Here is a 25,657-nt window from a genome sequence, read left to right on the forward strand (position 1 = left end):
GGGCGATTACTTGGCGGGCGCGGCCGCCGGTGCTGCGCCCAGGGTCAGTTTGCCACCCTTGCTGTTGAGATAGGCGATCACGTCGGCGCGGTCCTGCGCGCTGGTGAGGCCGGCGAAGGTCATCTTGGTGCCCTGCGCGAACTTGGCCGGGCCGCTCAGCCACTGGTCCAGCGTGGCCTGGTCCCACACGCCCTTGTGCGCCTTGAGCGCGTCGGAGAAGGCATAGCCGCCGCGGCCTTCGGCAATGGCATCACCGGCCACGCCATAGAGGTTGGGGCCGATGCCGTTGGCGCCACCCTGCTCGATGGTGTGGCAGGCCATGCACTTGGCAAAGACCTTCTCGCCCTTGGCCGCATCGCCAACCATCGCCGCCGGGGCGGCTGCGCCCGCCGGGGCCGCGCCAGCTGCCGGCACCGCTTCGGGCGCGGGCAGGGGCAGGTTGGAGCCCTTGGAGTTGAGATAGAGAATCACGTTGGCGCGATCCATCGGATCGGACAGGCCGGCGAACGACATCTTGGTGCCGTCAGCAAACTTCTTGGGATTGGTCAGCCATTCGTCGAGCGAGGCGAAATCCCACTTGCCGGTCTTGGACTTGAGCGAATCGGAAAAAGCATAGCCGCCGCGCCCTTCGGCACGCGCATCGCCCACCACGCCCCACAGGTTGGGACCGATGCCGTTGGCCGCGCCCTGGTCGATGGTGTGGCAGGCCTTGCACTTGGCAAAGATCGCCTCGCCCTTGGCAGCATCGGCCTTGGCCAGGCGGTTGGCGATCGGCTCGACCACAGCGGCCGCTGCAGCGCCGCCTTCCGGCTCTACCCCGGCGATGGCATAGCCCATCTTTTCCGGGCGTTCGTGCTTGTCAGCAAGAAAATAATGGGCGGACAACGTTGAAAGGCCAAGGGCCACGATACCACCAAACAAGGTCCATCCTGCGATCGTATTGAAACGGTCGTCCATTCCCAGCCCCATTTATCGCACGCATTTTCGGCCCGCTGCCGATACGCACCTTTTGCGGGTGGGATAATCAGCCCCCCGCGCCGGCGCAAGTGCGATTAGAGCCGCAAGGGAAACTGCGTCTGTGATCCAGAACAAATTTCCGGTCCTTGCGGTGCGCATTCCAGCCAGGATTTGCGCGGGATTGCGCTTGCCCCGGGGGCGAAATTGCGCCTAACGGCAGCAGCCATGCAAAGTTTTCCTGAACCCGCCCGCCTGCTTGTCGATCGCATGAGTGCCGCTGCTGCGGCCGATCCGGGCCGTGCCGTGGCGTTTCAGGGGGCGCCAGGCGCCAATTCGCATCGTGCGGCGATGGAAGTGATGCCCGATGGGCTGCCGCTGCCGTGCTTTTCGTTCGAGGATGCACTCGATGCGGTAAAGGACGGGCGCGCCGGCCAGGCGATCATCCCGATCGAGAATTCGCAGCATGGCCGCGTGGCCGATATCCATTTCCTGCTGCCCGAAAGCGGCCTGTCGATCGTGGCCGAGCATTTCCTCGACATTCACCACTGCCTGATGGCGCGGCCTGGCGCCGGGCAGATCGGCGCGGCCTACAGCCATCCCCAGGCGCTGGGCCAGTCCCGTTTCTACCTGCGCGAGCGGGGAATCGTGCCGATGGCCTATGCCGATACCGCCGGCGCCGCCGCGCTGGTGGCCGAAAGCGCAGAGGCCGGCATTGCCGCCATCGCCCCGCGCATCGCTGCCGAACTCTATGGGCTGGACCTGCTGGCCGAAGACATCGAGGACGCGCACGACAACACCACGCGGTTCGTGCTGCTGTCGAAAACGCCGCGCGATCCAGCCACGCTCAACGGGGATTCGCGCGCCGGCCAGGCGCTGACGACGTTCGTGTTCGAGGTGCGCAACATCCCCGCCGCGCTCTACAAGGCGCTGGGCGGCTTTGCCACCAACGGCGTCAACATGACTAAGCTGGAAAGCTACCAGAAGGGCGCCAGCTTTGCCGCCACGATGTTCTATGCCGATATCGTCGGCGCGCCAGGCGACCCGGCGGTGGATCGCGCGCTTGAGGAACTGGCCTATTTTGCCAAGGACTTGCGCATTCTTGGCTCCTATCCGCTGGAGCGCGGCCGGGGTTAGGCGCAGCCTTCGGGCAAGCGGTCCAATCTGCGCTTGCGGCGCGCGCGGCGGCATGCAACGAACGGAGATGTGAGCACCGTTGCAGCGGCCGCAAGGGCCGTGACCGCCACCGCGCAAGGCCCCGCCACAACGGCGCAGGCAGATGCTGCCCGTGCCGAGCACGCCTGGCAGACGGTGCGGGGCATGGGCGATATCCAGTTTGCGCCTGTGCCGCCGCCTCCCGCCGATCCCCCCTATGTGCCGCCGCACTGGTTGCAGATGCTGGTCAATGCGCTGGCGCAGGTGCTGGAATGGATCAACCTGCATGTGTTCCTGCCGCTGGGCCTTGCCCTCGCCCGGTCTGAACAGCTGCTGCTGGTGATGATCTGCGTGGTCGGGCTGGCGGCGCTGGTCTGGTTGGCGTGGTCGTTGCTGGCGCCCTGGCTGCGCGCGCGCCGTGCCCGCGCCGGGGTGACCGCGCCGGAATGGAGCCCGACGCCGCAGGCCGCGCTGGCCCTGCTGGAAGATGCCGATGCCCTGGCCGCGCAGGGCCGCTATGCCGAGGCAGTGCACCTGCTCTTGCAGCGCAGCGTGGCCGATATCGGCGCCGCGCGGCCCGATTGGCTGGCCCCGTCGAGCACGGCCCGCGAAATCGCCGTGCTGCCCGTGCTGCCGGTCGAGGCGCGCCAGGCCTTTGCCACCATGGCCGACGAAGTAGAGCGCGCGCGCTATGCCCTGCGCGCGCCGGGCCTGGGTGAATGGCAGCGTGCGCGCGGCGCCTATGCCGCCTTTGCCCTGCAATCGCTGGAGGCGCAGGCATGAGCACGGCGGACACGCACGCCGGCGGATCGAGCGCGGGCGGCGCCAGCGCCCCCTTTGCACGCGGCACCGTGCTTGCCCTCCTGCTGGTCGGCGCAGCGCTGTTCGTGGGCCTCTTGTGGTTTCTCGGCCACTCCGCGTCGCCGGCCAACAATGGCGGCGGCCATGCCAGCGGGCGCGGGCTCAACGGCTATGCCGCGCTGGCAGCGCTGGCCCAGGAAGATGGCTACACCGTGGCGCGTACCCGCAGCGAGAGCGGGATGGAGCAGCCGGGTGTCTTGGTGCTGACCCCGCTGCCCGATGCCGATGGCAAGGCGATCGCCCGCATTGTCGACAAGCGCCGCACGATCGGCCCCACCGTGATCATCACGCCCAAGTGGCAGGCCAGCCTCTTGCCCCGCAAGGAAAAGCGCCCGCGCGGCTGGACCCGGATCAACGGCGTGAGCCTGGCGCAATGGCCCGGCTTTGCCGATGACGTGACAGTGTCGCTCAACGGCGAAAAGGGTGCCCAAGGGCACGGCTGGCGCACCGCCGATGGCCGCAGCGGCCCCTTGCCCAATGACAAGCTGGTGGTTTCGGGCACCGGCCAGGCGCTGGTCCCGCTGGTCACCACCTCCGACGGGCGCACGCTGGCCGCCTATCGTGATGACAACGGCTATTATCCCTCGCTCGACCGGCTGGCCGATGTCGAACCGCCCACGGTCGAGCCTTCGGGCCCGGAAGGCGAAGATGGCGGACGCAACATGGATCTGCACCCGGTGATCCTGGTGTTCGAGCCTGACCTGATGGACAATTACGGCTTGGCCAACCGGCCAACCGCCATGCTGGCGCTGGATATCCTGCATGCCGCCGCGGTCGATTCGGGCAGCCGCGCGATCACCTTCGACCTGAGCCTCGCTGGGCTGGGTGGCCGTCCCAACCTGTTGACCCTGGCGTTCGAGCCGCCGTTCCTGGCGGCAACGGTTGGCCTGTTGTTGACGCTGCTGGCGGTGGGGTGGCGCGCATTCTGCCGCTTTGGCCCGCCGCGCACCGCGCCGCCATCGATCCCGCCGGGCAAGACCACGCTGGTGGCCAACAGCGCGGCCCTGATTCGCCGCGCCGGGCGCCTGCACCTGTTGACCGTGCCCTTTGTGGATGCCCTGCGCGAGCGGCTGGTGGCGCGGCTCGGGCTGCGGCGCGGGGCGGCGGCCGAGCAGGTCGATCCGCTGATCGATGCCCATCTTGCGCGGCTGCATCCCGACAGCATGCCCTTCTCGATCGCGGCGGCCCAGCTTGCCGCCGCACATCGCCCGGCCGATGCCGTGCGCGCGGCCCAGGCGCTGCACACCCTGGAAAAGGATCTTGCGTGACCAAGGAAACCCTATGACCGAGGCAGCTTTGGAACCCGGCGCGTTCAGCCTGGAAGACGTGCGCACGCTGGCCGATGCGATTCGCGCGCAAGTGGCCAAGGCCGTGGTTGGCCAGGACAGCGTGGTCGATCACTTGCTGGTGGCGTTGCTGGCGGGCGGCCATGTCTTGCTGGAAGGCCCGCCGGGCACGGCCAAGACGCTGGTGGCGCAAAGCTTTGCCACCGCAGTGGGGCTTGATTTCGGGCGCATCCAGTTCACCCCCGATCTGATGCCGGGCGATATCCTGGGATCGAACCTGTTCAATTTCCAGACCAGCCAGTTCACGCTCACGCGCGGGCCGATCTTTCACGACATCGTGCTGGCCGATGAAATCAACCGCACCCCGCCCAAGACGCAGGCTGCCCTGCTCGAAGCGATGCAGGAACGCCGCGTGACGCTGGATGGCACCGCCCATCTGCTGCCGGCGCACTTCATGGTTGTGGCCACGCAGAACCCGATCGAGAGCCAGGGCGTGTATCCCTTGCCCGAGGCGCAGCTCGACCGCTTCCTGTTCAAGCTGCTGGTCGATTATCCTTCTGCCGAAGAAGAGGCGCGCATCGTCACCCGCTATGGCGAGGGGCGCACCGGCCTTCATCCGGTACAGATGGGCGTTGCGGCTGTGGCCGATGCCCGCGGAGTGGCGAGCGCGCAGGCCGCGCTCAAGGCCGTTACCCTGGCCGAGCCGCTGGTCGATTATATCGTCGCGCTGGTGCGCGGCACGCGCGACAATGGCGATCTGCTGGCCGGGGCATCGCCCCGCGCGGCGGTCTTGCTGGCGGGCGCGGCACGGGCGCGCGCGGCGCTGGCGGGCCGCGACTATGCCATCCCTGACGATATCAAGAGCTTGGCCACGGCCGTGCTGCGCCATCGCATGGTGTTGAGCCCGGCGGCCGAGATCGAGGGGCGCCAGGCCGAAGCGATCGTGGCGGATCTGGTGCAGCGCACCCCGGCGCCGCGCTGACCGGCCCGGCTGACGCGGCCCCATGCCCACCCTGCGCTTTCCCCGCCTGCGCCCCTCCGGCCCTGCTGCCTGGCCGAGCCTGGCCGTCTATCCCACAGCGCGGGCGGTGCTGCTGCTGGCGCTGACCGCGCCTGCTGGCCTGCTGCTCGCCACCCTGGCGCCAGAGGCATGGATTGTGGCGCCGGCCGTCGGGGCGGTGCTGATCGCGCTGGTCCTGCTCGATGCGCTGATGGCCGGCCGCCTGCACGAGGCGCGCCTGGCCATGGCCGCCGATGCGGAGGTGGGCCAGGACGTGCGCTTTACTCTGCATGCCGCGCTTGCCGGCACTAGCGGCGCGCCGATGGCGGCGATTGCCTGCGATCCGCGCCTGGCCGACGGCGGGCGCGTGGCACTGCCGCTGGTGCGCGATCCTGCCGGCGAGGGTGCCTGGTCTGCGCAGGGCAGCCTGTTTCCGTCACGCCGGGGTACGGCGCGGATCGATACGCTGTGGCTGCGCTGGAGTGGGCCACTCGGGCTGGGCCACCGCCAGGTGCGCCGCGTGCTGGATCAGGCCTTGCGGGTGTGGCCCGATATCGCCCCGGTGCGCAGCCCGGCCTTGCAGATATTCCTGCGCGATGCCGCCTTTGGCCTGGTGGCGCGGCGCATTCGCGGCGAAGGGACCGAGTTCGAGGCCCTGGCCGATTACGAGCCGGGCATGGATCGCCGCCGTATCGACTGGAAAAGCTCGGCCCGCCATGGCCGCCTGTTTGCCAAGGAATACGAGACCGAGCGCAACAACCAGATCGTGTTCGCGTTCGATTGCGGGCAGGCGATGATCGAGCCGCTGGGCGGGCTGCCCCGGCTAGACCGCGCGATCACCGCTGCGCTGACCACGGCCTGGGTGGCATTGAAAGCGCAGGATCGCGTTGCGGTCTATGGCTTTGCCGCGCGGCCTCTGGCGCTCTCGCCGTTCGTCACCGCCACGCGCGATTTCGCCCGCCTGCAACGCAGCGCTGCCGGGTTTGACTATCATGGCGAAGAGCCGAATTTCACCTTTGCCATGGCCACGCTGGCCACGCGGTTGCAGCGCCGCTCGCTGGTGGTGGTGTTTTCCGATTTCACCGATCCGACCAGCGCCGAACTGATGATCGAAAGCCTGGGCCGGCTGATGGAGCGGCACCGCGTGCTGTTCGTGGTCATGGCCGATGCCGAACTGGCCGGCCTGGCCACGGCCAGCCCCGATACGCTCGATGCCATGGCCCGCGCGGTGACGGCCACGGCCTTGCAACGCCAGCGCGCGCTGGTGCTGCAACGCCTGCGCCAGATGGGCGTGCGCGTGGTCGAGGCCCCGTATGAGCAGATCGGCACGCGGTTGATCGATGCCTATCTGGGCGTGAAACGCGAAGGGAGCCTGGGATGATCGCGCGCTGGTTTGGCAGGAACGCCGGGCAGGATGCCGCGGTAGAAGCCGCGGCCCTGCGCTCCGATCGCTTTCGCCAGGCGCGCGAGGGCGATTGGCAGCGACTGGACGCGATCGTCACGCGGATCGAGGGTGGGCGCCTGCGCAAGCTGTCGGACGATGACCTGCTGGCCTTGCCCGCGCTTTACCGCACGGTGGTCTCCAGCCTGGCGATTGCGCGGGAAACCTCGCTCGACCAGGCGCTGATCAGCTATCTGGAAGGGCTGGCGCGGCGCGCCTGGTTTGCCGTCTATGGCCCGCGCGAAGGGCTGGGAGCTTGGCTCGCGCGCTTTTTCCGGGGCGGGTGGAGCGCGGCGGTGCGCGAACTGGGCCGCGACTTGCTGATCGCGCTGGCGGTGATGGTGCTGGGCACGGTGGTGGGCTGGCTGCTGGTGTCGAGCAATCCCGACTGGTTCTACAGCCTGATGGGCGGCATGGGCGACGATGTGCGGGTGCCCGGCGCCACGCGCGAGGCCTTGCGCCACACCCTGTTCGGCCAGCAGGACCAGAACGGCCTGTCGATGTTTGCCGCGTTCCTGTTCAGCAACAACGCGCAGGTTTCGCTGTTCGCCTTTGCCCTGGGCTTTGCCTTTGGCGTGCCGTCGGTCCTGCTGCTGATCCACAACACGGCCGGGCTGGGCGCGCTGCTGTGGCTCTATCACGGGCAGGGCCTGACGCTGGACCTCATCGGCTGGCTGGCGATCCACGGAACGACCGAACTGTTCGCCATCCTGCTGGCGGGCGCGGCAGGCATCCATATCGGCCGCGCCATGGCCTTTCCCGGCGATCTGCCGGTCCTGACCGCGGCAGCGGTGGCGGGGCGCCGCGCCGCACAGGTCATGGTGGGGGTGGTGCTGATGCTGGTGCTGGCGGCGCTGCTTGAAGGCTTTGGCCGGCAGCTGATCTATTCGACCACGACCCGGCTGATCATCGGCGGCACGATGCTGGCGCTGTGGAACGCCTATTTCTTTGCCTATCGCCCGGCGCGGGCGCGGGTGAGCAACTGATGGCGCGGCGCCCACGCTCGTCCGCCCAGGTGCAGCGCCGCCCCGCGCCTGATCGCCGTCAGCGCCAGGTGGTGACGCCCGAAGGCGTGCCGCTGCCCTTCACCATCGGCGCGCGCGGGGCGCGGGCCCTGGCGCTGCTGCTCGATCAGATTCTGATCGTGGCGACCATGGCCGGGCTGTCGTACCTGCTGTTTTCGCTGGCCCGGGCCATCAACCTCAAGGCCAATGCCAGCGGCGATTTCGTCGGCCAGGCGGTGGTCGTGGTGTGGGTGGTGGTGATGTTCCTGTTTCGCCACATCTGGTTTCTCTATTTCGAACTCGGCCCGCGCGGGGCCACGCCGGGCAAGCGCGCGCTGGGCCTGCGGGTGGCAGCGCGCGATGGCGGCCGCTTGACGACAGAGGCGGTGGTGGCGCGCAATTTCCTGCGCGATATCGAGCTGACCTTGCCGGTGATCTTCGTGTCGACCGCGCTGATCCAGGGAGAGGATGCCACCGTTGCCGGCTGGGCCGGGGCGGCGTGGTTCCTGATCTTCGCGTTCTTTCCGTTCTTCAACCGCGACGCCTTGCGCGCCGGAGACGTGGTGGCCGGCACTTGGGTGGTGGAAGCCGGGCGCGATCGGTTGAAGGCGGCGCTGTCCACCGGGGCAGGCGCGCAGGGGCGCAGCACGCTGACCGAAAACCGCTATGAATTCGGCGAGGCGGAACTCGCGATCTATGGCGAGTACGAGCTGCAGGTGCTCGAACGCGTGCTGCGTGAAAACCGCGAGGAAGCCATGGTCGATGTGGCGCAGGCGATCTGCGCCAAGATCGGCTGGAACAGTGGCCGGGGTGACGAGCGCGCGTTTCTGGAAGCCTATTACACCCAGCTGCGCGCCCGCCTGGAACGCGGCATGCGCTTTGGCCAGCGCAAGGCCGACAAGTTTTCGTGAGGAGCGTTATTCCCCGGTGAAAATCGCCACTTCGGCCCGGCCGGTGTGATCGGCAAAGCCGCGATAGAGGCCCTTGGTGTTGAACGCATGCGTCAGGTTGCCCTGCGCGTCGACCGCGATAATGCCGCCCACGCCGCCCATCTCGCCCACTTCGCCCAGCACGGCTTGCGTCGCCTGGGCCAGGCTTTCGCCGGCCAGGCGCACGCGCGCGGCGATTTCGTGGCCCACGCCCACGCGGATGAATACCTCACCCGTGCCGGTGCACGACACCGCGCAGGCGCGGTTGTCGGCATAGGTGCCCGCGCCGATCACCGGCGAATCGCCGATGCGGTTCCAGCGCTTGCCGGTCAGGCCGCCGGTGGACGTGGCAGCGGCAAGGTTGCCGTCCGCGTCGCAGGCCACGGCGCCCACAGTGCCGAACTTGAGATCGGCATCGAACCAGCCGTCCTTGCGGGCCTTGAACTCGTGCAACTGGCGGCGGCGCTCGTCGGTGGCGAACCAGGCCGGGTCCACCTCTTCCATGCCGTGGTCACGGGCAAATTCCTCGGCTCCGCTCCCGGCCAGGAACACGTGCGGCCCTTGTTCCATCACCGTGCGCGCCAGGCGCACCGGGTTGCGCGTGCGGGTGACGGCGCAGACCGAGCCGGCCGCGCGGGTGCGCCCGTCCATGATCGCGGCGTCGAGTTCGTTGGTTTCGTGATAGGTGAAGACCGCGCCGCGCCCGGCGTTGAAATGCGCGTCATCCTCCAGCGCGCAGACTGCGGCGGTGACCGCGTCGATCGCCGTGCCGCCGGCGCGCAGCACGGCCGTGCCGGCTTCCAGCGCCTGGGCCAATGCCGCGCGATAGTCGGCCGCCATGGCCTCGTCCATGATTTCAGGAGACATGGCGCCAGCGCCGCCATGGATGGCCAGGCTCCAGCGCGAAGAGGAATGCGTTGCTTCGGTCATGCTGGCGGCGATAGCAGATGCAACCGGTTTGGCCAGATGGAGCGCGCGCAATGCCTGAGGTGACGATACGCCAGGATGATCTTTCCGGTGCGGCGATCCAGGCGCTGGTGGCGCTGCACCTGGGCGGCATGCATGCCCATTCTCCGGCGTGCAAGGTCCACGCCCTGCCGCTCGATGCGCTGCGCGCGCCCGGCGTCACGTTCTTTTCCGCCTGGGTGGGCGATGATCTGGCGGGAATGGGCGCGCTCAAGATGCTGGCAGGCGATCACGGCGAACTCAAATCGATGCGCGTGGCGCCGCAATGGCTGGGGCAGGGTATCGGTAAGGCCATGCTGCGCCATCTGCTCGCGACGGCGCGGGCAATGGGCATGGCGCGGGTCAGCCTGGAAACTGGGCGCGGTGCGGCGTTCGAACCGGCCATCGCGCTCTATCGCGCCCACGGCTTCGTGCCTTGCGGGGCGTTTGCCGATTATGTGGTGGATGATTTCAGCCAGTGCCTGACGCTGGCTTTGTGAGGGAGCTTGCCTGAAACATCCCCTCCCTCAACCCCTCCTGCACGCGGGAGGGGAGCATAAAAAAGCCCCCTCCTCTTCAGAGGAGGGGGTTTGGGGATGGTGGAAACCTTGAGCGATCTATCGGCTCAAAGCTTGCCCACCAGCTCCGGCACGGCGGTAAACAGATCAGCCACCAGGCCCACGTCGGCCACCTGGAAGATCGGCGCGTCTTCATCCTTGTTGATGGCGATGATGGTCTTTGAGTCCTTCATCCCGGCAAGGTGCTGGATCGCCCCGGAAATGCCCACCGCGACATAGACCTGCGGCGCCACGATCTTGCCGGTCTGGCCGACCTGGTAATCGTTGGGCACATAGCCGGCGTCCACCGCCGCGCGGCTCGCGCCAATCGCGGCGCCCAGCTTGTCGGCCAGCGGGGTGATCGTCGCGGCAAAGGTTTCCGCGTCCTTCAAGGCGCGGCCGCCCGAGACGATGATCTTGGCGCTGGTCAGTTCGGGACGCTCGCTCTTGGCGATTTCCGCGCCGACGAAGCTGGAGAGGCCCGCGTCACCCACGCCGCTCACCGCGTCCACGCTGGCGCTGCCGCCGCTCGCCTCGGCCTTGGCAAAGGCGGTGGCGCGCACCGTCACCACCAGCTTGGCATCGCCCGATTCGACCGTGGCGATGGCATTGCCGGCATAGATCGGCCGGGTGAAGGTCTTGGGCCCTTCGACCGAGAGAATGTCGGATACCTGCGCCACGTCGAGCAGCGCGGCGACGCGCGGCGCGACGTTCTTGCCGGTGGTCGTGGCCGGCGCCACGAACGCGTCATGGTCGGCCATCAGCCCGGCGACGAGCGGAGCGACGTTTTCGGCCAGCGCATGGGCATAGGCGGCGTCATCGGCCTTGAGCACGGCGGCCACGCCGGCGATCTGCGCGGCGGCCTGCGCCACGCCATCGATGCCTTCGCCCGCGACCAGGGCGACCACGTCGCCAAGCTGGCCCGCTGCCGTTACCGCGCTCAGCGTCGCGTCCTTGATGGCCGCGCCGTCATGCTCGACCCAGAGAAGAACCTTACCCATCACGCGACTCCCAGTTCCTTGAGCTTGGCCACCAGCGCATCGACATCGGCCACCTTGACGCCGGCCGCGCGCACCGGCGGCTCGGCCACTTTCAGCGTCTTGAGGCGCGGTGCCACATCGACGCCCAGATCCGCCGGGGTCTTGGTGGCGAGCGGCTTGGACTTGGCCTTCATGATATTGGGCAGCGAGGCATAGCGCGGCTCGTTCAAGCGCAGGTCGGTGGTCACCACTGCCGGCAGCGCCAGCTTGACCGTTTCCAGGCCGCCATCGATCTCGCGCTTGACGATCAGGTGATCGCCTTCGACGCTGACTTCATTGGCAAAGGTGCCCTGCGGCCGGCCGAGCAGCGCGGCGACCATCTGGCCCACCTGGTTCGAATCGTCGTCGATCGCCTGCTTGCCGGTGATGATCAGGCCTGGCTGTTCCTCGCCGGCAATCGCCGTCACGATCTTGGCCACCGCCAGCGGCTCAACCTCGTCGTCAGACTGCACCAGGATCGCGCGGTCCGCACCCATCGCCAGCGCCGTACGCAGCGTGTCGCTCGCCTTTGCCGGCCCCACCGACACCGCCACGATCTCGCTCACCACGCCCTTTTCCTTCAGGCGAATGGCTTCCTCGACCGCGATCTCGTCGAACGGGTTCATGCTCATCTTCACGTTCGCCAGCTCGACACCCGTGCCATCCGCCTTCACCCGCGGCTTCACGTTGTAGTCGATCACCCGCTTCACGCAGACCAGGGCTTTCATTGCACTCACGCCTTTCCCAACGGTTTCGCCGTCTTGTAATTCACGCTTACGTAAACGTCAACTAGCCTTCCTCGCAGGCGGTTCATTCCATCTCGAGGATGATCGCGTCCACCGCCAGACTTTCGCCGGCCTTGGCACGCACTGCTTTGACTTTGCCGCTCTTTTCGGCGCGCAGGATGTTTTCCATCTTCATCGCCTCGACCACGGCAAGCGGCTGCCCCGCTTCCACGCTGTCGCCTTCGGCCACGTTGAGCGACACCAGCAGGCCGGGCATCGGGCAGATCAGGAAGCGCGAGAGATCGGGCGGCACCTTTTCGATCATGTGCGTGGCATAGGGCGCCACGCGGGCGGGCAGGACCTGCACCTTGTGGATCGCGCCGCGCGTGGTCAGTTGGAAACCGCTGCGCGTCGGCTTGACCTTCACGCCCAGCACCGCGCCGTCGACCTCAGCCTCTACCAGCGTATCGCCGGGGGTATATTCCATCGCCAGATCGAGCGGCGTGCCATCGACGGTAACCTCGTCACCTGCCAGCGCCACGGCGAAAACCTGGCCACCCAAGGTGACCGACCATGCCGATGGCGGCCGCAGCCGCTTGCCCAACTGGCCATCCACCCGCCGGGCGCGATCGGCCCGCGCCGTCGCCAGGAACGCGGCAATGCCCGCCAGCGCGCGCTGCAGGGCTTCGTCGGCGGGGGCGCCGTGGAACCCTTCGGGATATTCCTCGGCAATGAAGCCAGTGGTGAGTTCGCCCGAACGGAAGCGCGGATGCTGCATGATCGCGCTGACGAAATCGATGTTGTGACCAAGGCCCTCGATCTCGAACGCGTCGAGCGCGGCAACCTGGCGATCGGCGGCCTCGTCGCGCGTCTTGCCCCAGGTGACCAGCTTGGCGATCATCGGATCGTAGAACATCGAGACTTCGCCGCCTTCATAGACGCCGTCGTCCACGCGCACGCCGTCCACCCCGCGCCGGCCATTGGCCTGGCCATCGTCGGTCCAGCCGGCAAGCGGCGGGCGATAGCGCACCAGGCGCCCGGTGGAGGGCAGGAAGCCGCGATAGGGATCTTCGGCATAGACGCGGTTTTCGATCGCCCAGCCATCAATGCCAATATCGTCTTGCGTGAAGGCCAGCTTTTCCCCGGCGGCCACGCGGATCATCTGTTCGACCAGATCGATCCCGGTGATCGCCTCGGTAACCGGGTGCTCCACCTGAAGGCGCGTGTTCATTTCCAGGAAGTAGAACGACTTGCCCGTCTTGTCCGCGCCCGAAACGATCAGTTCGACCGTGCCGGCCGAATAATAGCCCACCGCGCGCGACAGGGCGACGCACTGTTCGCCCATGGCCTTGCGCATCTCCGGGCTGACGAAGGGCGAGGGCGCTTCCTCCACCACCTTTTGATGGCGGCGCTGGATCGAGCATTCGCGCTCGTTCAGGTAGAGGATGTTGCCGTGCTGGTCGCCCAGGATCTGGATTTCGATGTGGCGCGGGTTCTCGATGAACTTTTCGATGAACACGCGATCGTCGCCAAAGGAATTGAGCCCTTCGCGCTTCACGCTTTCAAAGCCCTCGCGCACGTCCTTTTCGGAAAAGGCGAGGCGCATGCCCTTGCCGCCACCGCCGGCCGAGGCCTTCATCATCACCGGATAGCCGATGTCGTTGGCGATGCGCACGGCATGGTCGGTATCGTCAATCTCGCCGACATAGCCGGGAACGACGTTGACGCCGGCGGCCTTGGCCAGCTTCTTGGATTCGATCTTGTCGCCCATCGCGGCGATCGCGCCGACGGGCGGCCCGATGAACGCGATGTTTTCGGCGGCCAGTGCCTCGGCAAAGCTGGTGCGTTCCGACAGGAAGCCATAGCCGGGATGCACCGCGTCGGCCCCGGTGGCCTTGCATGCGGCAATGATCTTGTCGGCAATCAGATAGGATTGCGCGGCCGGGGCCGGGCCGATGTGCACGGCTTCATCGGCCATCTGCACGAACGGCGCGCGCGCGTCGGCGTCGGAATAGACGGCCACGGTGGCAATGCCCATGCGGCGCGCGGTCTTGATCACGCGGCAGGCGATTTCGCCGCGATTGGCGATAAGGATCTTCTTGAACATCGTCCTCTCCCGTCCCGTCACGCGTCGAGCGGCGGCATGTTGTGGCCCAGCAGGCGCAGCATATCGGCAGCGCATTCCACCACGTTCGATCCCGGGCCATAGATGCCCTGAACCCCGGCTTCGCGCAGGAAATCATAATCTTGCGGCGGGATCACGCCGCCCGCCACCACCTTGATGTCTCCCCGCCCGGCCTCGCGCAGGCGCGCGATGAGTTCGGGGATCAGCGTCTTGTGCCCAGCCGCCAGGGACGAGGCGCCGATCGCATCCACGTCGGTGGCAAGCGCCAGGACGCAGGTTTCTTCCGGCGTCTGGAACAGGGGGCCGCTGGTCACGTCAAAGCCCATGTCGCCAAATGCCGAGGCAATGACATTGGCGCCGCGATCGTGGCCGTCCTGGCCCATCTTGGCCACCAGCAGCCGGGGCTTGCGGCCCAGGCGCCGGGTCACGGCCTCGACGCCCTCGATCACCTGGGCATAGCGCTTGTCGGCCGCATAGGCCGCGCCATAGACACCCTTGACCGGGGTGGGCGTGGTGCCGTGGCGGCCGAACACCGCCTCCATGGCATCGGAAATCTCGCCCAGCGTGGCGCGATGGCGCGCGGCTTCGACGGCCAGGGCGAGGAGGTTGTGGGTGAGATCGGGGGTGGTTTGGATAGGCCCTTCGACAGGCTCAGGGCGAACGGTGTTCTGTTCCGCACCGTCCGTGATGGGGAAATCTTGTTTCCCCCCATCCGTTCGGGCTGAGCTTGTCGAAGCCCCCGCGCGCGCCGCCTCTGTAATGGCCTTGAGCGCAGCCTGCACGGCAGCTTCGTCGCGGCTGGCGCGCACCGCGTTGATGCGGGCGATCTGGCCGGCGCGCACGGCGTGGTTGTCCACTTCGAGCGTTTCGATGCGGTCTTCGGTGGCGAGGCGATACTTGTTGACGCCGACGATCACATCTTCGCCCTTGTCGACGCGGGCCTGGCGGGCGGCGGCAGCTTCCTCGATCATCGCCTTGGGCCAGCCGGCGGCCACGGCCTTGGCCATGCCACCTTCGGCCTCGACGCGCTCGATGATGGCCCAGGCCTGGTTGACCAGCTGTGCGGTAAGCGCTTCGATGTAGTACGACCCGCCGAGCGGATCGACCACGTTGCACATGCCCGTTTCTTCCTGGATCACGATCTGGGTGTTGCGGGCAATACGCGCGGAAAAGTCGGTCGGCAGCGCGATCGCTTCATCGAGCGCATTGGTGTGCAGCGACTGCGTGCCGCCCAGCATCGCCGCCATCGCCTCGATCGTGGTGCGGATGACGTTGTTGTAGGGGTCCTGCTCCTGCAGGCTGACGCCCGAGGTCTGGCAGTGGGTACGCAGCATCTTGCTGCGCTCGTCCTTGGCGCCCAGTTGCGTCATCGCGCGGTGCCACAGCACGCGGGCGGCGCGCAGCTTGGCCACTTCCATGAAGAAGTTCATGCCGATGGCAAAGAAGAACGACAGCCGCCCGGAGAACCTGTCGATGTCGAGACCCGAGGCGACGCCGTACTTCACATATTCCATGCCATCGGCGATGGTGAAGGCCAGTTCCTGCACCTGCGTGGCGCCGGCTTCCTGCATGTGATAGCCGGAAATCGAGATCGAATTGAACTTGGGCATCCGTGCCGAGGTGAAGGCAAAGATGTCCGAGATGATCCGCATCGAGGGTTCGGGCGGATAGATATAGGTGTTGCGGACCATGAACTCCTTCAGAATGTCGTTCTGAATGGTTCCGTCCAGCTTTTCGGTGGGAACGCCCTGTTCCTCGCCCGCGACTATGAAGAATGCCAGGATCGGGATCACCGCGCCGTTCATCGTCATCGACACCGACATCTGGTCGAGCGGGATGCCGTCGAACAGGATCTTCATGTCCTCGACGCTGTCGATCGCCACGCCGGCCTTGCCCACGTCACCCACCACGCGCGGATGGTCGCTGTCATAGCCGCGATGGGTGGCCAGATCGAACGCCACCGACAGGCCCTTTTGCCCGGCGGCCAGGTTGCGGCGATAGAACGCGTTGGATTCCTCGGCCGTGGAGAAGCCGGCATATTGCCGGATCGTCCAGGGGCGGCCGGCATACATGCTGGCGCGCACGCCGCGCGTGAACGGGGCAAAGCCGGGCAGGCCGGGGTCTGTCGCCACGTCATCGGCGGTATAGAGCGGCTTGACCACGATGCCTTCGGGCGTGTGCCAGGTGAGGTCCTTGCCCTTCACCTCCTTGGCGGCGAGGGCTTCCCAGTCTTTAATGGTCCCCACGGGGCGTCTCCATGATTTCGGTCAGCTGGCCCAGCATGTCCTTGGGGTGCAGGAAAAAGATCGGGGTGCCGTGCGCGCCTATCCGCGTAGGGCCGAGGATGCGCTTGCCCTGCGCGGTGAACCACGCGCGCGCGGCCTCGATGTCTGCCACCTCGTAGCACAGGTGGTGCTGCCCGCCGGCCGGGTTCTTGGCAATGAAGCCGGCGATCGGGCTGGTTTCACCCAGCGGTTCGATCAGTTCGATCTGCGTGCCGGCAGTGCCCGCTTCACCCGGCGTGTTGACGAACGCCACCTTCACGCCCTGCTCGGGCATGTCGAACGGCGCGGTGATCAGGCTCGCGCCCATCACATCGCGATAATAGGCGATGGCGTCGTGCATCGAGGGCACCGCCACGCCGACGTGGTTCAAACGACCAAGCTTCATGGGATTGCGCGCCTTCTTACAGCGGAATGTTGTCGTGCTTCTTCCACGGGTTTTCGAGGCTCTTGCCGCGCAGCTTGCGCAGGGCGAGCGCGATGCGCCGGCGCGTGGAATGCGGGTGGATCACCTCGTCGACAAAGCCCTTGCTCGCGGCCACGAACGGGTTGGCAAAGCGGTCTTCGTATTCCTTGGTCTTGGCCGCGATCTCTTCGGGGCCAAGCCCGCGGAAGATGATTTCCACTGCGCCCTTGGCGCCCATGACCGCGATTTCGGCCGTGGGCCAGGCATAGTTCAAATCGCCACGCAGGTGCTTGGACGCCATCACGTCGTAGGCGCCGCCATAGGCCTTGCGCGTGATCACGGTGATCTTGGGCACGGTGGCCTCGCCATAGGCGAACAGCAGCTTGGCACCGTGCTTGATGATGCCGCCCAATTCCTGCGCGGTGCCGGGCAGGAAGCCGGGCACGTCGACAAAGGTCAGGATGGGAATGTCGAACGCATCGCAGAACCGCACGAAGCGCGCGGCCTTCTTGGACGAGTTGATATCGAGCACGCCGGCCAGCACCAGCGGCTGGTTGGCCACCACGCCCACGGTGCGCCCTTCGATCCGGCCGAAGCCGCACAGGATATTGGCCGCGTGGCCCGGCTGGATTTCAAAGAAATCGCCCTCGTCCAGCACCTTGGTGATCACCTCGCGCATGTCGTAAGGCTGGGTGGGCGAGGCCGGGATCAGCGTGTCGAGGCTTTCATCCAGGCGGTCCCACGGGTCGGACGTGGGCCGCTCGGGCACGCCGGTGCGGTTGGTGAGCGGCAGGTAATCGAAGAATTCGCGCGCCGTCAGCAGCGCCTCGATATCGTTTTCCAGCGCCAGGTCGGCCACCGAGGTCTTGGTCGAATGCGTGATCGCGCCGCCCAGTTCCTCTTGCGTGACGATCTCGTTGGTCACCGTCTTGACCACGTCGGGGCCGGTGACGAACATGTAGCTGGAATCCTTCACCATGAAGATGAAGTCGGTCATCGCCGGGGAATAGACGGCGCCGCCCGCGCACGGCCCCATGATCAGCGACAGCTGCGGCACCACGCCCGAGGCCAGCACGTTGCGCTGGAAAATCTCGGCATAGCCGCCGAGCGAGGCGACGCCTTCCTGGATGCGCGCGCCGCCCGAATCGTTGATGCCGATCACCGGCGCGCCGACTTTCAGCGCCATGTCCATGATCTTGCAAATCTTCATCGCGTGGCGTTCGGACACCGCGCCGCCGAACACGGTAAAGTCCTGCGAAAACACGAAGACCAGGCGGCCATTGATGGTGCCCGATCCGGTCACCACGCCATCGCCGGGAATGGTGTTTTCCGGCATGCCGAAATCGACGCAGTTGTGCTCCACATAGGCGTCGATCTCTTCGAAGCTGTCTTCGTCGAGCAGGATGTCGAGCCGCTCGCGCGCGGTCAGCTTGCCCTTGGCGTGCTGGGCATCGATCCGGCGCTGGCCGCCGCCCAGGCGCGCGGCGGCGCGCCGGCGTTCCATCTCGGCAATGTTGGCTGACATGGCATCTCTCGCTTTGCAAGTTTGCAGAATTGCCCCCGCGATGCCGCAGGGCGGGGGCGCTGTCCAATGTTAATCTGTAAAGTTGCGAAGCGATACTTTGCAAAGCGCGGGCTGCGTGATAGCCCGCATGGCACCATGGCACGCCGTCCTCTCTTTGCCGGGCAACCCTTGCGCGCGCTGCGCCAGCGCCGCGCCCTGCGCCAGGCCGATATGGCCGGCATGCTCGGCATCAGCGCGTCCTATCTCTCGCAGCTGGAAAACGACGAGCGGCCGCTGACGCCCGCGCTTACCGACACGTTGATGGCAACGTTCCCGGTCGATTGGGCAGACCTGGCGCCGCCCGCAGCCGATGACCTGGCCGAGGCACTGCGCGGGGCGCTGGCCGATCCGCATCTCTCTGCCAGCCCGCCGGGCGAACAGATCGAGCGGCTGGCCCGGCAGTTTCCCGATCTGGCGCGGCAGGTGGTGCAGTTGCACGGGCTCTATACGCAAACCCGCCAGAGGCTCGACATGATGGACGAGACCATCGGCGCGAGCCTGGCTGCGGGCGGGCGCCTGCCGTGGGAGGAAGTGCGCGACTGGTTCCACCATGCCGGCAACTATGTCGATGCGCTCGATCGCGGGGCCGAAGACCTGGCGGCGCGGATCGGGCAGGGCGAGCCGTCGCCCGATATTGCCCAGATGCAGGCCTGGCTGGCGGGCGAAGGGGTGAGCGTGGTGTGGCGCGGCGGCGGCCCGGTGCGGCGCTATGATGCGCCGCGCCGCACGCTCACGCTCGATTCCACCCAGCCGCTCGAATCCAGCCGGTTCCAGCTTGCCTATCAGGTCTGCGCCATTGCGCTGGCCGATGCGATCGCGCAGATCGTGGCGCATGCGCCCCTGCGCAGCGAAGCGGCGCGGCACCTTTTGGCGGTGGGCCTGGGCAACTATGCCGCTGGCGCGCTGACCATGCCCTATACCGCCTTTGCCCAGGCGGCGCGGGCCCTGCGCCATGATGTCGATCGGCTGCGCCAGCCGTTCCACACCAGTTTCGAGCAGGTGTGCCACCGCCTGTCCACGCTGCAACGCCCGCAGGCGCGCGGCATTCCGGTGTTCTTCTGCCGGGTGGACATGGCCGGCAACGTGACCAAGCGCCATTCCGCCACGCGGCTGCAGTTCGGCCGCTATGGCGGGGCCTGCCCCTTGTGGATCGTGCACGAGGCGGTGGCCATTCCCGATCGCATTCATGTGCAACTGGCCGAAATGCCCGATGGCGTGCGCTATGTCTCGATCGCCAAGGGTCTGGTGAAGCCATCGGGTTCCTATTACCGCCCGTCGCGCCGCTATGCCGTGGCGCTGGGCTGCGAAGCGGCGCTGGCCAGCGAGTTCGTCTATGCCGATGGGCTCAACCTGGCGAGCGACGAGGCGGTGGCGCGGATCGGCGCATCGTGCCGCACCTGCCCGCGCGATACCTGCGATCAGCGCGCCTTTCCGCCTAGCGACCGGGCCATCGCCGTCGATCCCGCCCAGCGCGATCGCGTGCCCTATCGCATCGTGACGGGCTAGTCCGGCAGGGCCGAATCGGCGCTTGGCTGCCTTTGGTTGACGCCATGCCTGGCGCGGCGGTTGGTCAAATTAGGGTCGATTAATTTTCGTTACCGTCACAAAACCTCGCAAAACCGGGGGCTTTCTGCCATGCTGCAGGGCATGCGAAGGTATTTGTTAACCATTGTCTGCAAGACCTCTAGAGAGATTACTAAGGGGTTTGGGCTATGCGGGCAGATGCAAAGGTCTTGTTGGATCGGTTGGGGAAAAGCGATTTTCGCTATCGCGAATTCGTCGACCGCTTCGCCGATCTGGAAAGCTGGCCGATCTTCGAGGCGCTGCTCAAGGACCCGCGCATCATGCCGCAGGACGATGCCTCGGCTATCGCGGCGACCATGCCCGGTGACAGCGGCCGCCTGCCGGCGCCCCGTGCCCAGGCGCGCCCCGAGATCCGCCCTGAAGCTCGTGCCGAAGCCCGCCCCGAACAAGCCCCGGTGGCCGCTGCGATGACGCCAGCTGAGCGTGTTGACGAGCCTGTGGCCGCCCCGGTGGCGGTTGCCCCATCCGATCCCGTGCCGCTGCCGATCAAGCCTGCCGCCACGCCCAGCCTGTTTGGCCGCTATGGCCGCCCCGATCGCGCCCAGAACATCCGCTCGCTGCTGCAGCGCCTGTCCGATGCGGTCGAAGGGGGAGACGCCTGATGGCCCTGATCCTGTTCCACAGCCCGCGCGGCGGCACTGGCACGTCGTTCCTGGCGGCCACCACCGCGATCGCCCTGTCGCGCGCCGGCCACGATGTCACCGCGCTCGATCTGGCGCAGAGCGGCACGCTGCAGCTGCACTTCGGGATCGGCCCGGGTGAAGCGCTGCCCCCGCTCGATGCCCCGGCCGAGGATACGGCCAGCGCATCGGTTCAGGGTGTGGCGCTGCGCAGCGCGGCTGCCCTGGCCCGCCAGCCCGATTTTGCCGAAGCGCTCGCCAAGGGCGAGATCGGCTTTGGCGGCGAGCAGCTGTTCGTGGCCGACATTTCCAGCGCCGATCGCCACTTGCGCGATCTGCTGCTGCCCTATGCCGTGCTGGAAATCTGCCCGCTGACGGCGACCGCCGAATGCCTGATGATGCTGCCGGCGGTCAACGATACCGGTCTGGCCAAGACCCGCTTCGTGATGAGCATGGTGGAAGACACCCGTCGCTTTGCCCGCCATTCGGTGGGCTTCCTGCGCGAACTGCTGGGCGATCGCCTGCTCGGCCAGGTGCGCCGCGACGAGGCCGTGATCGAGGCCGGCGCCATGCTTCAGCCGCTTGGCCGCTATGCCCCGCACAGCGCAGCCCTGGCTGATACCATCGCGCTGGGCGAATGCGTGGCCGAACTGATTGCCGAAATCCTGGATGACGAGGGCGCCGACCTGCCCGAAGACGATGCCGCCGCACCCGCTGGCCAGACCGGAAAGAACCGCGCCGCATGATCGCCTTGTTCCGCAATCCCGCAAACCTCCTGCGGCTGGGCACGTTCGTCCTGCTGGCGCTGACCGCGCTGGTGGTGATCGGCGTGCCGCTTGATCTCAAGCAGCAGTGGATGCTGGCCGGCGGAACGATCGTGGGCATGATGGCGCTGTCGCGCTGGAAATCGCGCAAGGGCTCGCTGGCGATCGGCATCCTCGCGATCATCACGTCCACCCGCTATATCTTTTGGCGCACCACGCAGACGCTCTCGTTCGGCACGCCGCTGGAATTCCTGTTCGGCACCGGACTTTATCTGGCCGAACTTTATGCATGGGTGCTGCTGATCCTGGGTTTCCTGCAGACCACCTGGCCGCTGGAGCGCCCGGTTGCGGAAATCGAGGGCGAGCCCGACACCTGGCCGACGGTGGACGTCTATGTCCCCACCTATAACGAGAGCCTGGATATCGTGCGCAACACCGTGTTCGCCGCGATGGACATGGATTACCCGCACGACCGCTTCAACGTCTATATCCTGGACGACGGCCGCCGCCCGGAATTCCGCGCCTTTGCCCGCGAGGCCGGCTGCGGCTACATCACGCGCGACAACAACCTGCACGCCAAGGCGGGCAATCTCAACGCGGCGATGAAGAAGACCGAGGGCGAACTGATCGCGATCTTCGATTGCGACCACGTGCCCACGCGCGCTTTCCTGCAGCTGACCGTGGCCTATTTCCAGAAGGAGCGGAAGCTGGCGCTGATGCAGACGCCGCACTTCTTCTATTCGCCCGATCCAGTGCAGCGCAACCTCGCCACGGCCAAGCACATGCCGGGTGAAGGCGATCTGTTCTATGGCCCGGTGCAGGGCGGCAACGACCTGTGGAACGCCACGTTCTTCTGCGGCAGCTGCGCGGTGATCCGCCGTGAAGCGCTGATGGAAACCAACGGCTTTGCCGGCGAAACCGTGACCGAAGACGCGCACACCGCCTTGAAGCTGCAGCGCACCGGCTGGTCCACCGCCTATATCAGCGCGCGCCTTTCGGCGGGCCTGGCCACCGAGCGCCTGGTGCTGCACATCGGCCAGCGCATCCGCTGGGCGCGCGGGATGACGCAGATCCTGCGCATCGAGAACCCGCTGCTTGGCCCCGGCCTCAAGTGGCAGCAGCGCCTGTGCTATCTCAATGCGATGCTGCACTTCCAGTTTCCGCTGCCGCGCATCTGCTTCCTGACCAGCCCGCTCGCCTACCTGATCTTTGGCCAGAACATCATCGCGGCCTCGGCCTCGCTGATCTTTGCCTATGCCGCGCCGCACCTGTTCTGCTCGCAGGTCACCTCGGAACGCTCGCAGGCCGGCGAACGCCGCCCGTTCTGGGGCGAGGTCTATGAAACGATCCTGGCCTTCCACCTGGTGGCGCCTACGGTGATGACCTGGTTCAACCCGCGCAAGGGCAAGTTCAACGTGACCGACAAGGGCGACCTGCTCGATCGCACGTTCTTCGACTGGGCCATCGTCAAGCCGCACATGATCTGCATGGCCACGATCGTGTTCGGCATCCTGCTGGCGATCGGCAAGCGCGTTTTCTTCCAGCACCTGTTCAACGTGCAGCTCGATACCCTGGCGCTCAACGTCGCCTGGGCCACCTTCAGCCTGATCATCCTGACCGCTGCCGTATCGGTGGCGCGCGAAACCCGGCAGGCCCGCCAGACCATCCGCGTGACTGCCGAACTGCCTGTCGCCGTTCACTTTTCCTCGGGCCATGTGGTGGATGGCACCACGATCGACATCTCGATGGGCGGGGCCGCGATCGAACTGCCGCCCGAATTGCCGGTGGGCGATGCCACGGTGACCGATATCGTCCTGGCGATGGGCGATGATCGCCTGGCCGTGCCGGTGGAAACGGTGCGCCGCACGCGTGGCCGTGCGTTTGTCCGCTATCAGCCGCTTGACACACTGGGCCAGCGTAGGCTTGTTCGTGCCGTTATGGGACGGGCGGACGCCTGGCAGCGCGCCGCGCCGCCAGAGATTGTGCCTGGCTTGCGTTCGCTGAGGGATATTCTGGTGGTCGATGGCTTGACGATCAAGCGCCTGCTCTTGCTCAATCGTGCCGAACGCAAGGCCGCCAAGGAAGAGCAGCGCCGTCTTGCCGAAGCGGCCAAGCTGGCGCGCGCGGCCGAGGAAAAGGCCAAGGCCGATGCTAAGCTGGCCGAAGGGCAGGGCAAGCGCAAGAAGCGCGCCAGCCTGGCTGCTGCCGCCGCGATGCTCCTGGCCATGCCGCTGGTGGGCACGCTGCTGGCCCCGCAGCAGGCCCAGGCCGCCCCGGCGCCGGCCGGCGCTGCGCCCGCCGCTGCCACTTCGGGCGGCGGCGTTTCGCGTGAACGGCTGACGCTCAAGGACCTGCGCATCAAGAACGCCGTGCGGCTCCAGGGCACGCGCGGCGAAATCTCCATTCCGTTCGGCGTGCGCAAGAACCAGGTGGTGACCGATGCGTCGATCACCCTGCAACTGGCCTGGTCGCCGGCGATGCTGGGCGATCTGTCGCAGCTGGTCGTGCTGGTGAACGGCGAAGTGGTGCAGACCGTGCCGCTGCGCCCGCAGGATTCTGGCGGCCAGGTGCTGACCCTGCCGATCAACCCGGCGCTGTTCCTGCCCGGTGACAACCAGTTGAACCTGCGCCTGATCGGGCACTATGCCCGCGATTGCGAAGACCCGTTCAATTCGGTGCTCTGGGCCAATGTCAGCAACACGCGCTCGTGGCTGGACCTGACCACCCAGGCCCTGCCCAACGTGCCCGATCTGTCGCACCTGCCTGGGCCGTTTTTCGATCGTGCGCTCAACACCACGCTCAAGATGCCGTTCGTGTTTGCCGGCCAACCCCACAAGGGTGAGCTTGAGGCCTCCGCCGCCATGGCCGGCTGGCTCGGTTCGATGGCCAGCTATCGCGGATTCTCGTTCCAGCCACTCTTTGGGCAGATGCCCATGGGCAACGCGATCGCCTTCCTCAAATCGGGGCAGAGCCTGCCCGGTCTCAACATGACGGTCAGCGGCCCTTCGGCCGCCGTCGTGCGCAATCCGCGCGATCCTTATGGCACCGTGCTGGTGATCATGGGCCGCGATGATGGCGAACTGCGCCTGGCGGCGGCTGCGGTCTCTTCGGGCCGGGGCGTGTTTGGCGGGGCGCGGATGAATTTCGATGGCGCCCGCGTGCCCAGCTATCCGCGCTATGGCGCGCCGCGCTGGATCACCACCGATCACGCGGTCAAACTCGGCGAAATCATGGAGCCCTATGCGCTCCAGGGCATGGGCCTGCCACCGGGCCCGCTGACGGCGCGTTTTCGCGTCGCGCCAGACTTGTTCTTCTGGCCGCGCCAAGGCGGCACGCTCAACCTCACCTATCGCTATCCGCTGGCCAAGTGGATGGATCGCAAGGCCTCGCGCCTTGATATTTCGATCAACAGCCAGTTCCTCAAGACCCTGCCGCTGGCTGGCAGCTGGTGGAGCGATTGGTTCGGATCGAAGGGCGCCAATAGCTTTGACGGTTCGGCCAGCCTCACCCTGCCGCGCTACAACCTGTTCGGGCAGAACGATCTGGTTTTCGATTACAACCTGATCCTGGCCGACAAGCAGAAGTGCACCGGCACGCTGCCCGACAACGTGCGCGTGGCGGTCGATCCGGCCTCGACCATCGATCTCAGCCACGCCTATCACGCGCTGGAAATGCCCGACCTCGCCACGTTTGCGGGCGCGGGCTATCCCTTCACGATCCGCCCTGACCTGGGCGAAACCACCGTGCTGATGAGCCGCAATCCCACGCCGGCCTCGGTCCAGGCGTTCCTCAACCTGATGGGCCGGTTTGGCGACAGCACCGGGATCGCCCCCACCGGGGTGACCGTGGCCGATGGCGTCGATCCCGATCGGCTGTCGAGCCAGGATATCCTGGTGATCGGCAGCTCGGCGATCGCCGGGGCTGGCCAGGTCTTTGCCAATGCGCCGCTGCATTGGGACGGGCACGGGCTGAAAGTGGCTGAAAAAAGCCCGCTGCAGTATGTTTCCGCGCTGTTTTCCGATCGTGGCCTCACCAACGAGGCCGATGTCGAGCCGATGATCCACGCCGCGCGCGGGTTTGCCGGCATCGTCAGCTTCCAGTCCCCCTATGCGTCGGATCGCACGGTGGTGGCGCTGGTCGCCGATGACGCCGCCGATCTGCCCCCGCTGGTCGATGGCATGGCTGATTCCAAGATCAACGCCCAGATCCAGGGTGACCTGTCGGTCGCCACGGGCGATGGCATGTCCAGCTTTGCCATCGGGTCCACCTATTGGGTCGGCAGCCTGCCGATCTGGATGAAGGTGGCGTTCTGGTTCAGCCAACGCCCCTTGCTCATGGCGTTCGGCACGCTCATTCTGGCATTGGGGCTCACTGGCCCAGCTTACGCCTATTTCCGCCGCCAGGCTCGCCTGCGTCTGGGTGCAAAGGATGAATGA

General features: G+C 66.8%; 20 protein-coding genes. 12 read left to right on the forward strand and 8 right to left on the reverse strand.

Features of this window, described 5'->3' with window-relative positions:
• Window positions 1-6: 6 nt before the first annotated feature.
• On the reverse strand, window positions 7-957 hold the full coding sequence (locus IP65_RS22120; protein WP_082350095.1) for a cytochrome c family protein: 951 nt from the start codon (window positions 955-957) through the stop codon (window positions 7-9).
• 225 nt (window positions 958-1,182) lie between these two features.
• Here IP65_RS22120 and IP65_RS11665 point away from each other — a divergent pair, with 225 nt between their 5' ends.
• The 7 genes from IP65_RS11665 to IP65_RS11695 all read left to right on the forward strand — a co-directional run bounded on the left by IP65_RS11665 (window position 1,183) and on the right by IP65_RS11695 (window position 8,612).
• Complete coding sequence (locus IP65_RS11665) at window positions 1,183-2,091, forward strand: prephenate dehydratase (protein WP_054131812.1); 909 nt, start codon at window positions 1,183-1,185, stop codon at window positions 2,089-2,091.
• A 69-nt stretch (window positions 2,092-2,160) separates the two neighbouring features.
• The gene (locus IP65_RS11670) at window positions 2,161-2,892 is read left to right on the forward strand and encodes a hypothetical protein (RefSeq protein WP_231627668.1); all 732 of its coding nucleotides are present in this window, start codon (window positions 2,161-2,163) and stop codon (window positions 2,890-2,892) included.
• Window positions 2,889-4,238 carry a hypothetical protein gene (locus tag IP65_RS11675; RefSeq protein WP_054131813.1) on the forward strand — a complete coding sequence of 450 codons (1,350 nt, stop codon included), beginning with the start codon at window positions 2,889-2,891 and terminating at the stop codon, window positions 4,236-4,238. Before IP65_RS11670 ends, IP65_RS11675 begins: the two co-directional genes overlap by 4 nt.
• A 13-nt stretch (window positions 4,239-4,251) precedes the next feature.
• Window positions 4,252-5,238 carry a MoxR family ATPase gene (locus IP65_RS11680; protein WP_054131814.1) on the forward strand — a complete coding sequence of 329 codons (987 nt, stop codon included), beginning with the start codon at window positions 4,252-4,254 and terminating at the stop codon, window positions 5,236-5,238.
• A gap of 22 nt (window positions 5,239-5,260) precedes the next feature.
• Entirely contained in the window at window positions 5,261-6,637 is a 1,377-nt protein-coding gene (locus IP65_RS11685) for a DUF58 domain-containing protein (protein WP_054131815.1), read from the forward strand.
• Window positions 6,634-7,683, forward strand: a complete 1,050-nt coding sequence (locus IP65_RS11690; protein WP_054131816.1) for a stage II sporulation protein M — start codon at window positions 6,634-6,636, stop codon at window positions 7,681-7,683. The genes IP65_RS11685 and IP65_RS11690 overlap by 4 nt, the downstream gene beginning before the upstream one ends.
• Window positions 7,683-8,612, forward strand: a complete 930-nt coding sequence (locus tag IP65_RS11695) for an RDD family protein (protein WP_054131817.1) — start codon at window positions 7,683-7,685, stop codon at window positions 8,610-8,612. The genes IP65_RS11690 and IP65_RS11695 overlap by 1 nt, the downstream gene beginning before the upstream one ends.
• A gap of 6 nt (window positions 8,613-8,618) precedes the next feature.
• Here IP65_RS11695 and IP65_RS11700 read toward each other — a convergent pair whose 3' ends face one another.
• Window positions 8,619-9,560: an isoaspartyl peptidase/L-asparaginase family protein gene (locus tag IP65_RS11700; RefSeq protein WP_054131886.1), complete on the reverse strand. Its 942-nt coding sequence runs from the start codon at window positions 9,558-9,560 to the stop codon at window positions 8,619-8,621.
• Between the two features lie 50 nt (window positions 9,561-9,610).
• Here IP65_RS11700 and IP65_RS11705 point away from each other — a divergent pair, with 50 nt between their 5' ends.
• Window positions 9,611-10,075: a GNAT family N-acetyltransferase gene (locus tag IP65_RS11705; protein WP_054131818.1), complete on the forward strand. Its 465-nt coding sequence runs from the start codon at window positions 9,611-9,613 to the stop codon at window positions 10,073-10,075.
• A 125-nt stretch (window positions 10,076-10,200) separates the two neighbouring features.
• On the opposite strand, the gene IP65_RS11710 is transcribed toward IP65_RS11705, so the two are convergent.
• From IP65_RS11710 to IP65_RS11735, 6 genes are all read right to left on the reverse strand, one after another.
• Window positions 10,201-11,133, reverse strand: coding sequence for an electron transfer flavoprotein subunit alpha/FixB family protein (locus tag IP65_RS11710; protein WP_054131887.1), 933 nt, complete (start codon window positions 11,131-11,133; stop codon window positions 10,201-10,203).
• Complete coding sequence (locus IP65_RS11715; RefSeq protein ID WP_054130344.1) at window positions 11,133-11,879, reverse strand: electron transfer flavoprotein subunit beta/FixA family protein; 747 nt, start codon at window positions 11,877-11,879, stop codon at window positions 11,133-11,135. The genes IP65_RS11710 and IP65_RS11715 overlap by 1 nt, the downstream gene beginning before the upstream one ends.
• 82 nt (window positions 11,880-11,961) lie before the next feature.
• Complete coding sequence (locus IP65_RS11720) at window positions 11,962-13,983, reverse strand: acetyl/propionyl/methylcrotonyl-CoA carboxylase subunit alpha (RefSeq protein ID WP_054131819.1); 2,022 nt, start codon at window positions 13,981-13,983, stop codon at window positions 11,962-11,964.
• A 17-nt stretch (window positions 13,984-14,000) separates the two neighbouring features.
• Window positions 14,001-16,247 carry a methylmalonyl-CoA mutase gene (gene scpA / locus IP65_RS11725; RefSeq protein ID WP_054131820.1) on the reverse strand — a complete coding sequence of 749 codons (2,247 nt, stop codon included), beginning with the start codon at window positions 16,245-16,247 and terminating at the stop codon, window positions 14,001-14,003.
• Complete coding sequence (gene mce, locus IP65_RS11730) at window positions 16,234-16,671, reverse strand: methylmalonyl-CoA epimerase (RefSeq protein WP_054131821.1); 438 nt, start codon at window positions 16,669-16,671, stop codon at window positions 16,234-16,236. The genes scpA and mce overlap by 14 nt, the downstream gene beginning before the upstream one ends.
• Before the next feature lie 16 nt (window positions 16,672-16,687).
• A complete protein-coding gene (locus tag IP65_RS11735; RefSeq protein ID WP_054131822.1) occupies window positions 16,688-18,214 on the reverse strand; it encodes an acyl-CoA carboxylase subunit beta in 1,527 nt (508 codons plus the stop codon).
• 135 nt (window positions 18,215-18,349) lie between these two features.
• On the opposite strand from IP65_RS11735, the gene IP65_RS11740 reads away from it, so the two are divergent.
• The 4 genes from IP65_RS11740 (at window position 18,350) to bcsA (ending at window position 25,657) form a co-directional block, all read left to right on the forward strand.
• Window positions 18,350-19,759, forward strand: coding sequence for a short-chain fatty acyl-CoA regulator family protein (locus IP65_RS11740; RefSeq protein WP_054131823.1), 1,410 nt, complete (start codon window positions 18,350-18,352; stop codon window positions 19,757-19,759).
• Between the two features lie 206 nt (window positions 19,760-19,965).
• Entirely contained in the window at window positions 19,966-20,439 is a 474-nt protein-coding gene (locus IP65_RS11745; RefSeq protein WP_054131824.1) for a hypothetical protein, read from the forward strand.
• Complete coding sequence (locus tag IP65_RS11750; protein WP_054131825.1) at window positions 20,439-21,203, forward strand: cellulose synthase operon protein YhjQ/BcsQ; 765 nt, start codon at window positions 20,439-20,441, stop codon at window positions 21,201-21,203. Before IP65_RS11745 ends, IP65_RS11750 begins: the two co-directional genes overlap by 1 nt.
• Complete coding sequence (gene bcsA / locus IP65_RS11755) at window positions 21,200-25,657, forward strand: UDP-forming cellulose synthase catalytic subunit (protein WP_054131826.1); 4,458 nt, start codon at window positions 21,200-21,202, stop codon at window positions 25,655-25,657. The genes IP65_RS11750 and bcsA overlap by 4 nt, the downstream gene beginning before the upstream one ends.

Source organism: Novosphingobium sp. AAP1, from assembly GCF_001295765.1.
Lineage (GTDB): Bacteria > Pseudomonadota > Alphaproteobacteria > Sphingomonadales > Sphingomonadaceae > Novosphingobium > Novosphingobium capsulatum.

Excerpts from the sequence above, each read along its gene's own strand:
- IP65_RS22120 (WP_082350095.1), bottom strand. The coding sequence starts at position 957 with ATGGACGACCGTTTCAATACGATCGCAGGATGGACCTTGTTTGGTGGT.
- IP65_RS11665 (WP_054131812.1), top strand. The coding sequence starts at position 1,183 with ATGCAAAGTTTTCCTGAACCCGCCCGCCTGCTTGTCGATCGCATGAGT.
- IP65_RS11675 (WP_054131813.1), top strand. The coding sequence starts at position 2,889 with ATGAGCACGGCGGACACGCACGCCGGCGGATCGAGCGCGGGCGGCGCC.
- IP65_RS11680 (WP_054131814.1), top strand. The coding sequence starts at position 4,252 with ATGACCGAGGCAGCTTTGGAACCCGGCGCGTTCAGCCTGGAAGACGTG.
- IP65_RS11685 (WP_054131815.1), top strand. The coding sequence starts at position 5,261 with ATGCCCACCCTGCGCTTTCCCCGCCTGCGCCCCTCCGGCCCTGCTGCC.
- IP65_RS11690 (WP_054131816.1), top strand. The coding sequence starts at position 6,634 with ATGATCGCGCGCTGGTTTGGCAGGAACGCCGGGCAGGATGCCGCGGTA.
- IP65_RS11695 (WP_054131817.1), top strand. The coding sequence starts at position 7,683 with ATGGCGCGGCGCCCACGCTCGTCCGCCCAGGTGCAGCGCCGCCCCGCG.
- IP65_RS11700 (WP_054131886.1), bottom strand. The coding sequence starts at position 9,560 with ATGACCGAAGCAACGCATTCCTCTTCGCGCTGGAGCCTGGCCATCCAT.
- IP65_RS11705 (WP_054131818.1), top strand. The coding sequence starts at position 9,611 with ATGCCTGAGGTGACGATACGCCAGGATGATCTTTCCGGTGCGGCGATC.
- IP65_RS11710 (WP_054131887.1), bottom strand. The coding sequence starts at position 11,133 with ATGGGTAAGGTTCTTCTCTGGGTCGAGCATGACGGCGCGGCCATCAAG.
- IP65_RS11715 (WP_054130344.1), bottom strand. The coding sequence starts at position 11,879 with ATGAAAGCCCTGGTCTGCGTGAAGCGGGTGATCGACTACAACGTGAAG.
- IP65_RS11720 (WP_054131819.1), bottom strand. The coding sequence starts at position 13,983 with ATGTTCAAGAAGATCCTTATCGCCAATCGCGGCGAAATCGCCTGCCGC.
- mce (WP_054131821.1), bottom strand. The coding sequence starts at position 16,671 with ATGAAGCTTGGTCGTTTGAACCACGTCGGCGTGGCGGTGCCCTCGATG.
- IP65_RS11735 (WP_054131822.1), bottom strand. The coding sequence starts at position 18,214 with ATGTCAGCCAACATTGCCGAGATGGAACGCCGGCGCGCCGCCGCGCGC.
- IP65_RS11740 (WP_054131823.1), top strand. The coding sequence starts at position 18,350 with ATGGCACGCCGTCCTCTCTTTGCCGGGCAACCCTTGCGCGCGCTGCGC.
- IP65_RS11745 (WP_054131824.1), top strand. The coding sequence starts at position 19,966 with ATGCGGGCAGATGCAAAGGTCTTGTTGGATCGGTTGGGGAAAAGCGAT.
- IP65_RS11750 (WP_054131825.1), top strand. The coding sequence starts at position 20,439 with ATGGCCCTGATCCTGTTCCACAGCCCGCGCGGCGGCACTGGCACGTCG.
- bcsA (WP_054131826.1), top strand. The coding sequence starts at position 21,200 with ATGATCGCCTTGTTCCGCAATCCCGCAAACCTCCTGCGGCTGGGCACG.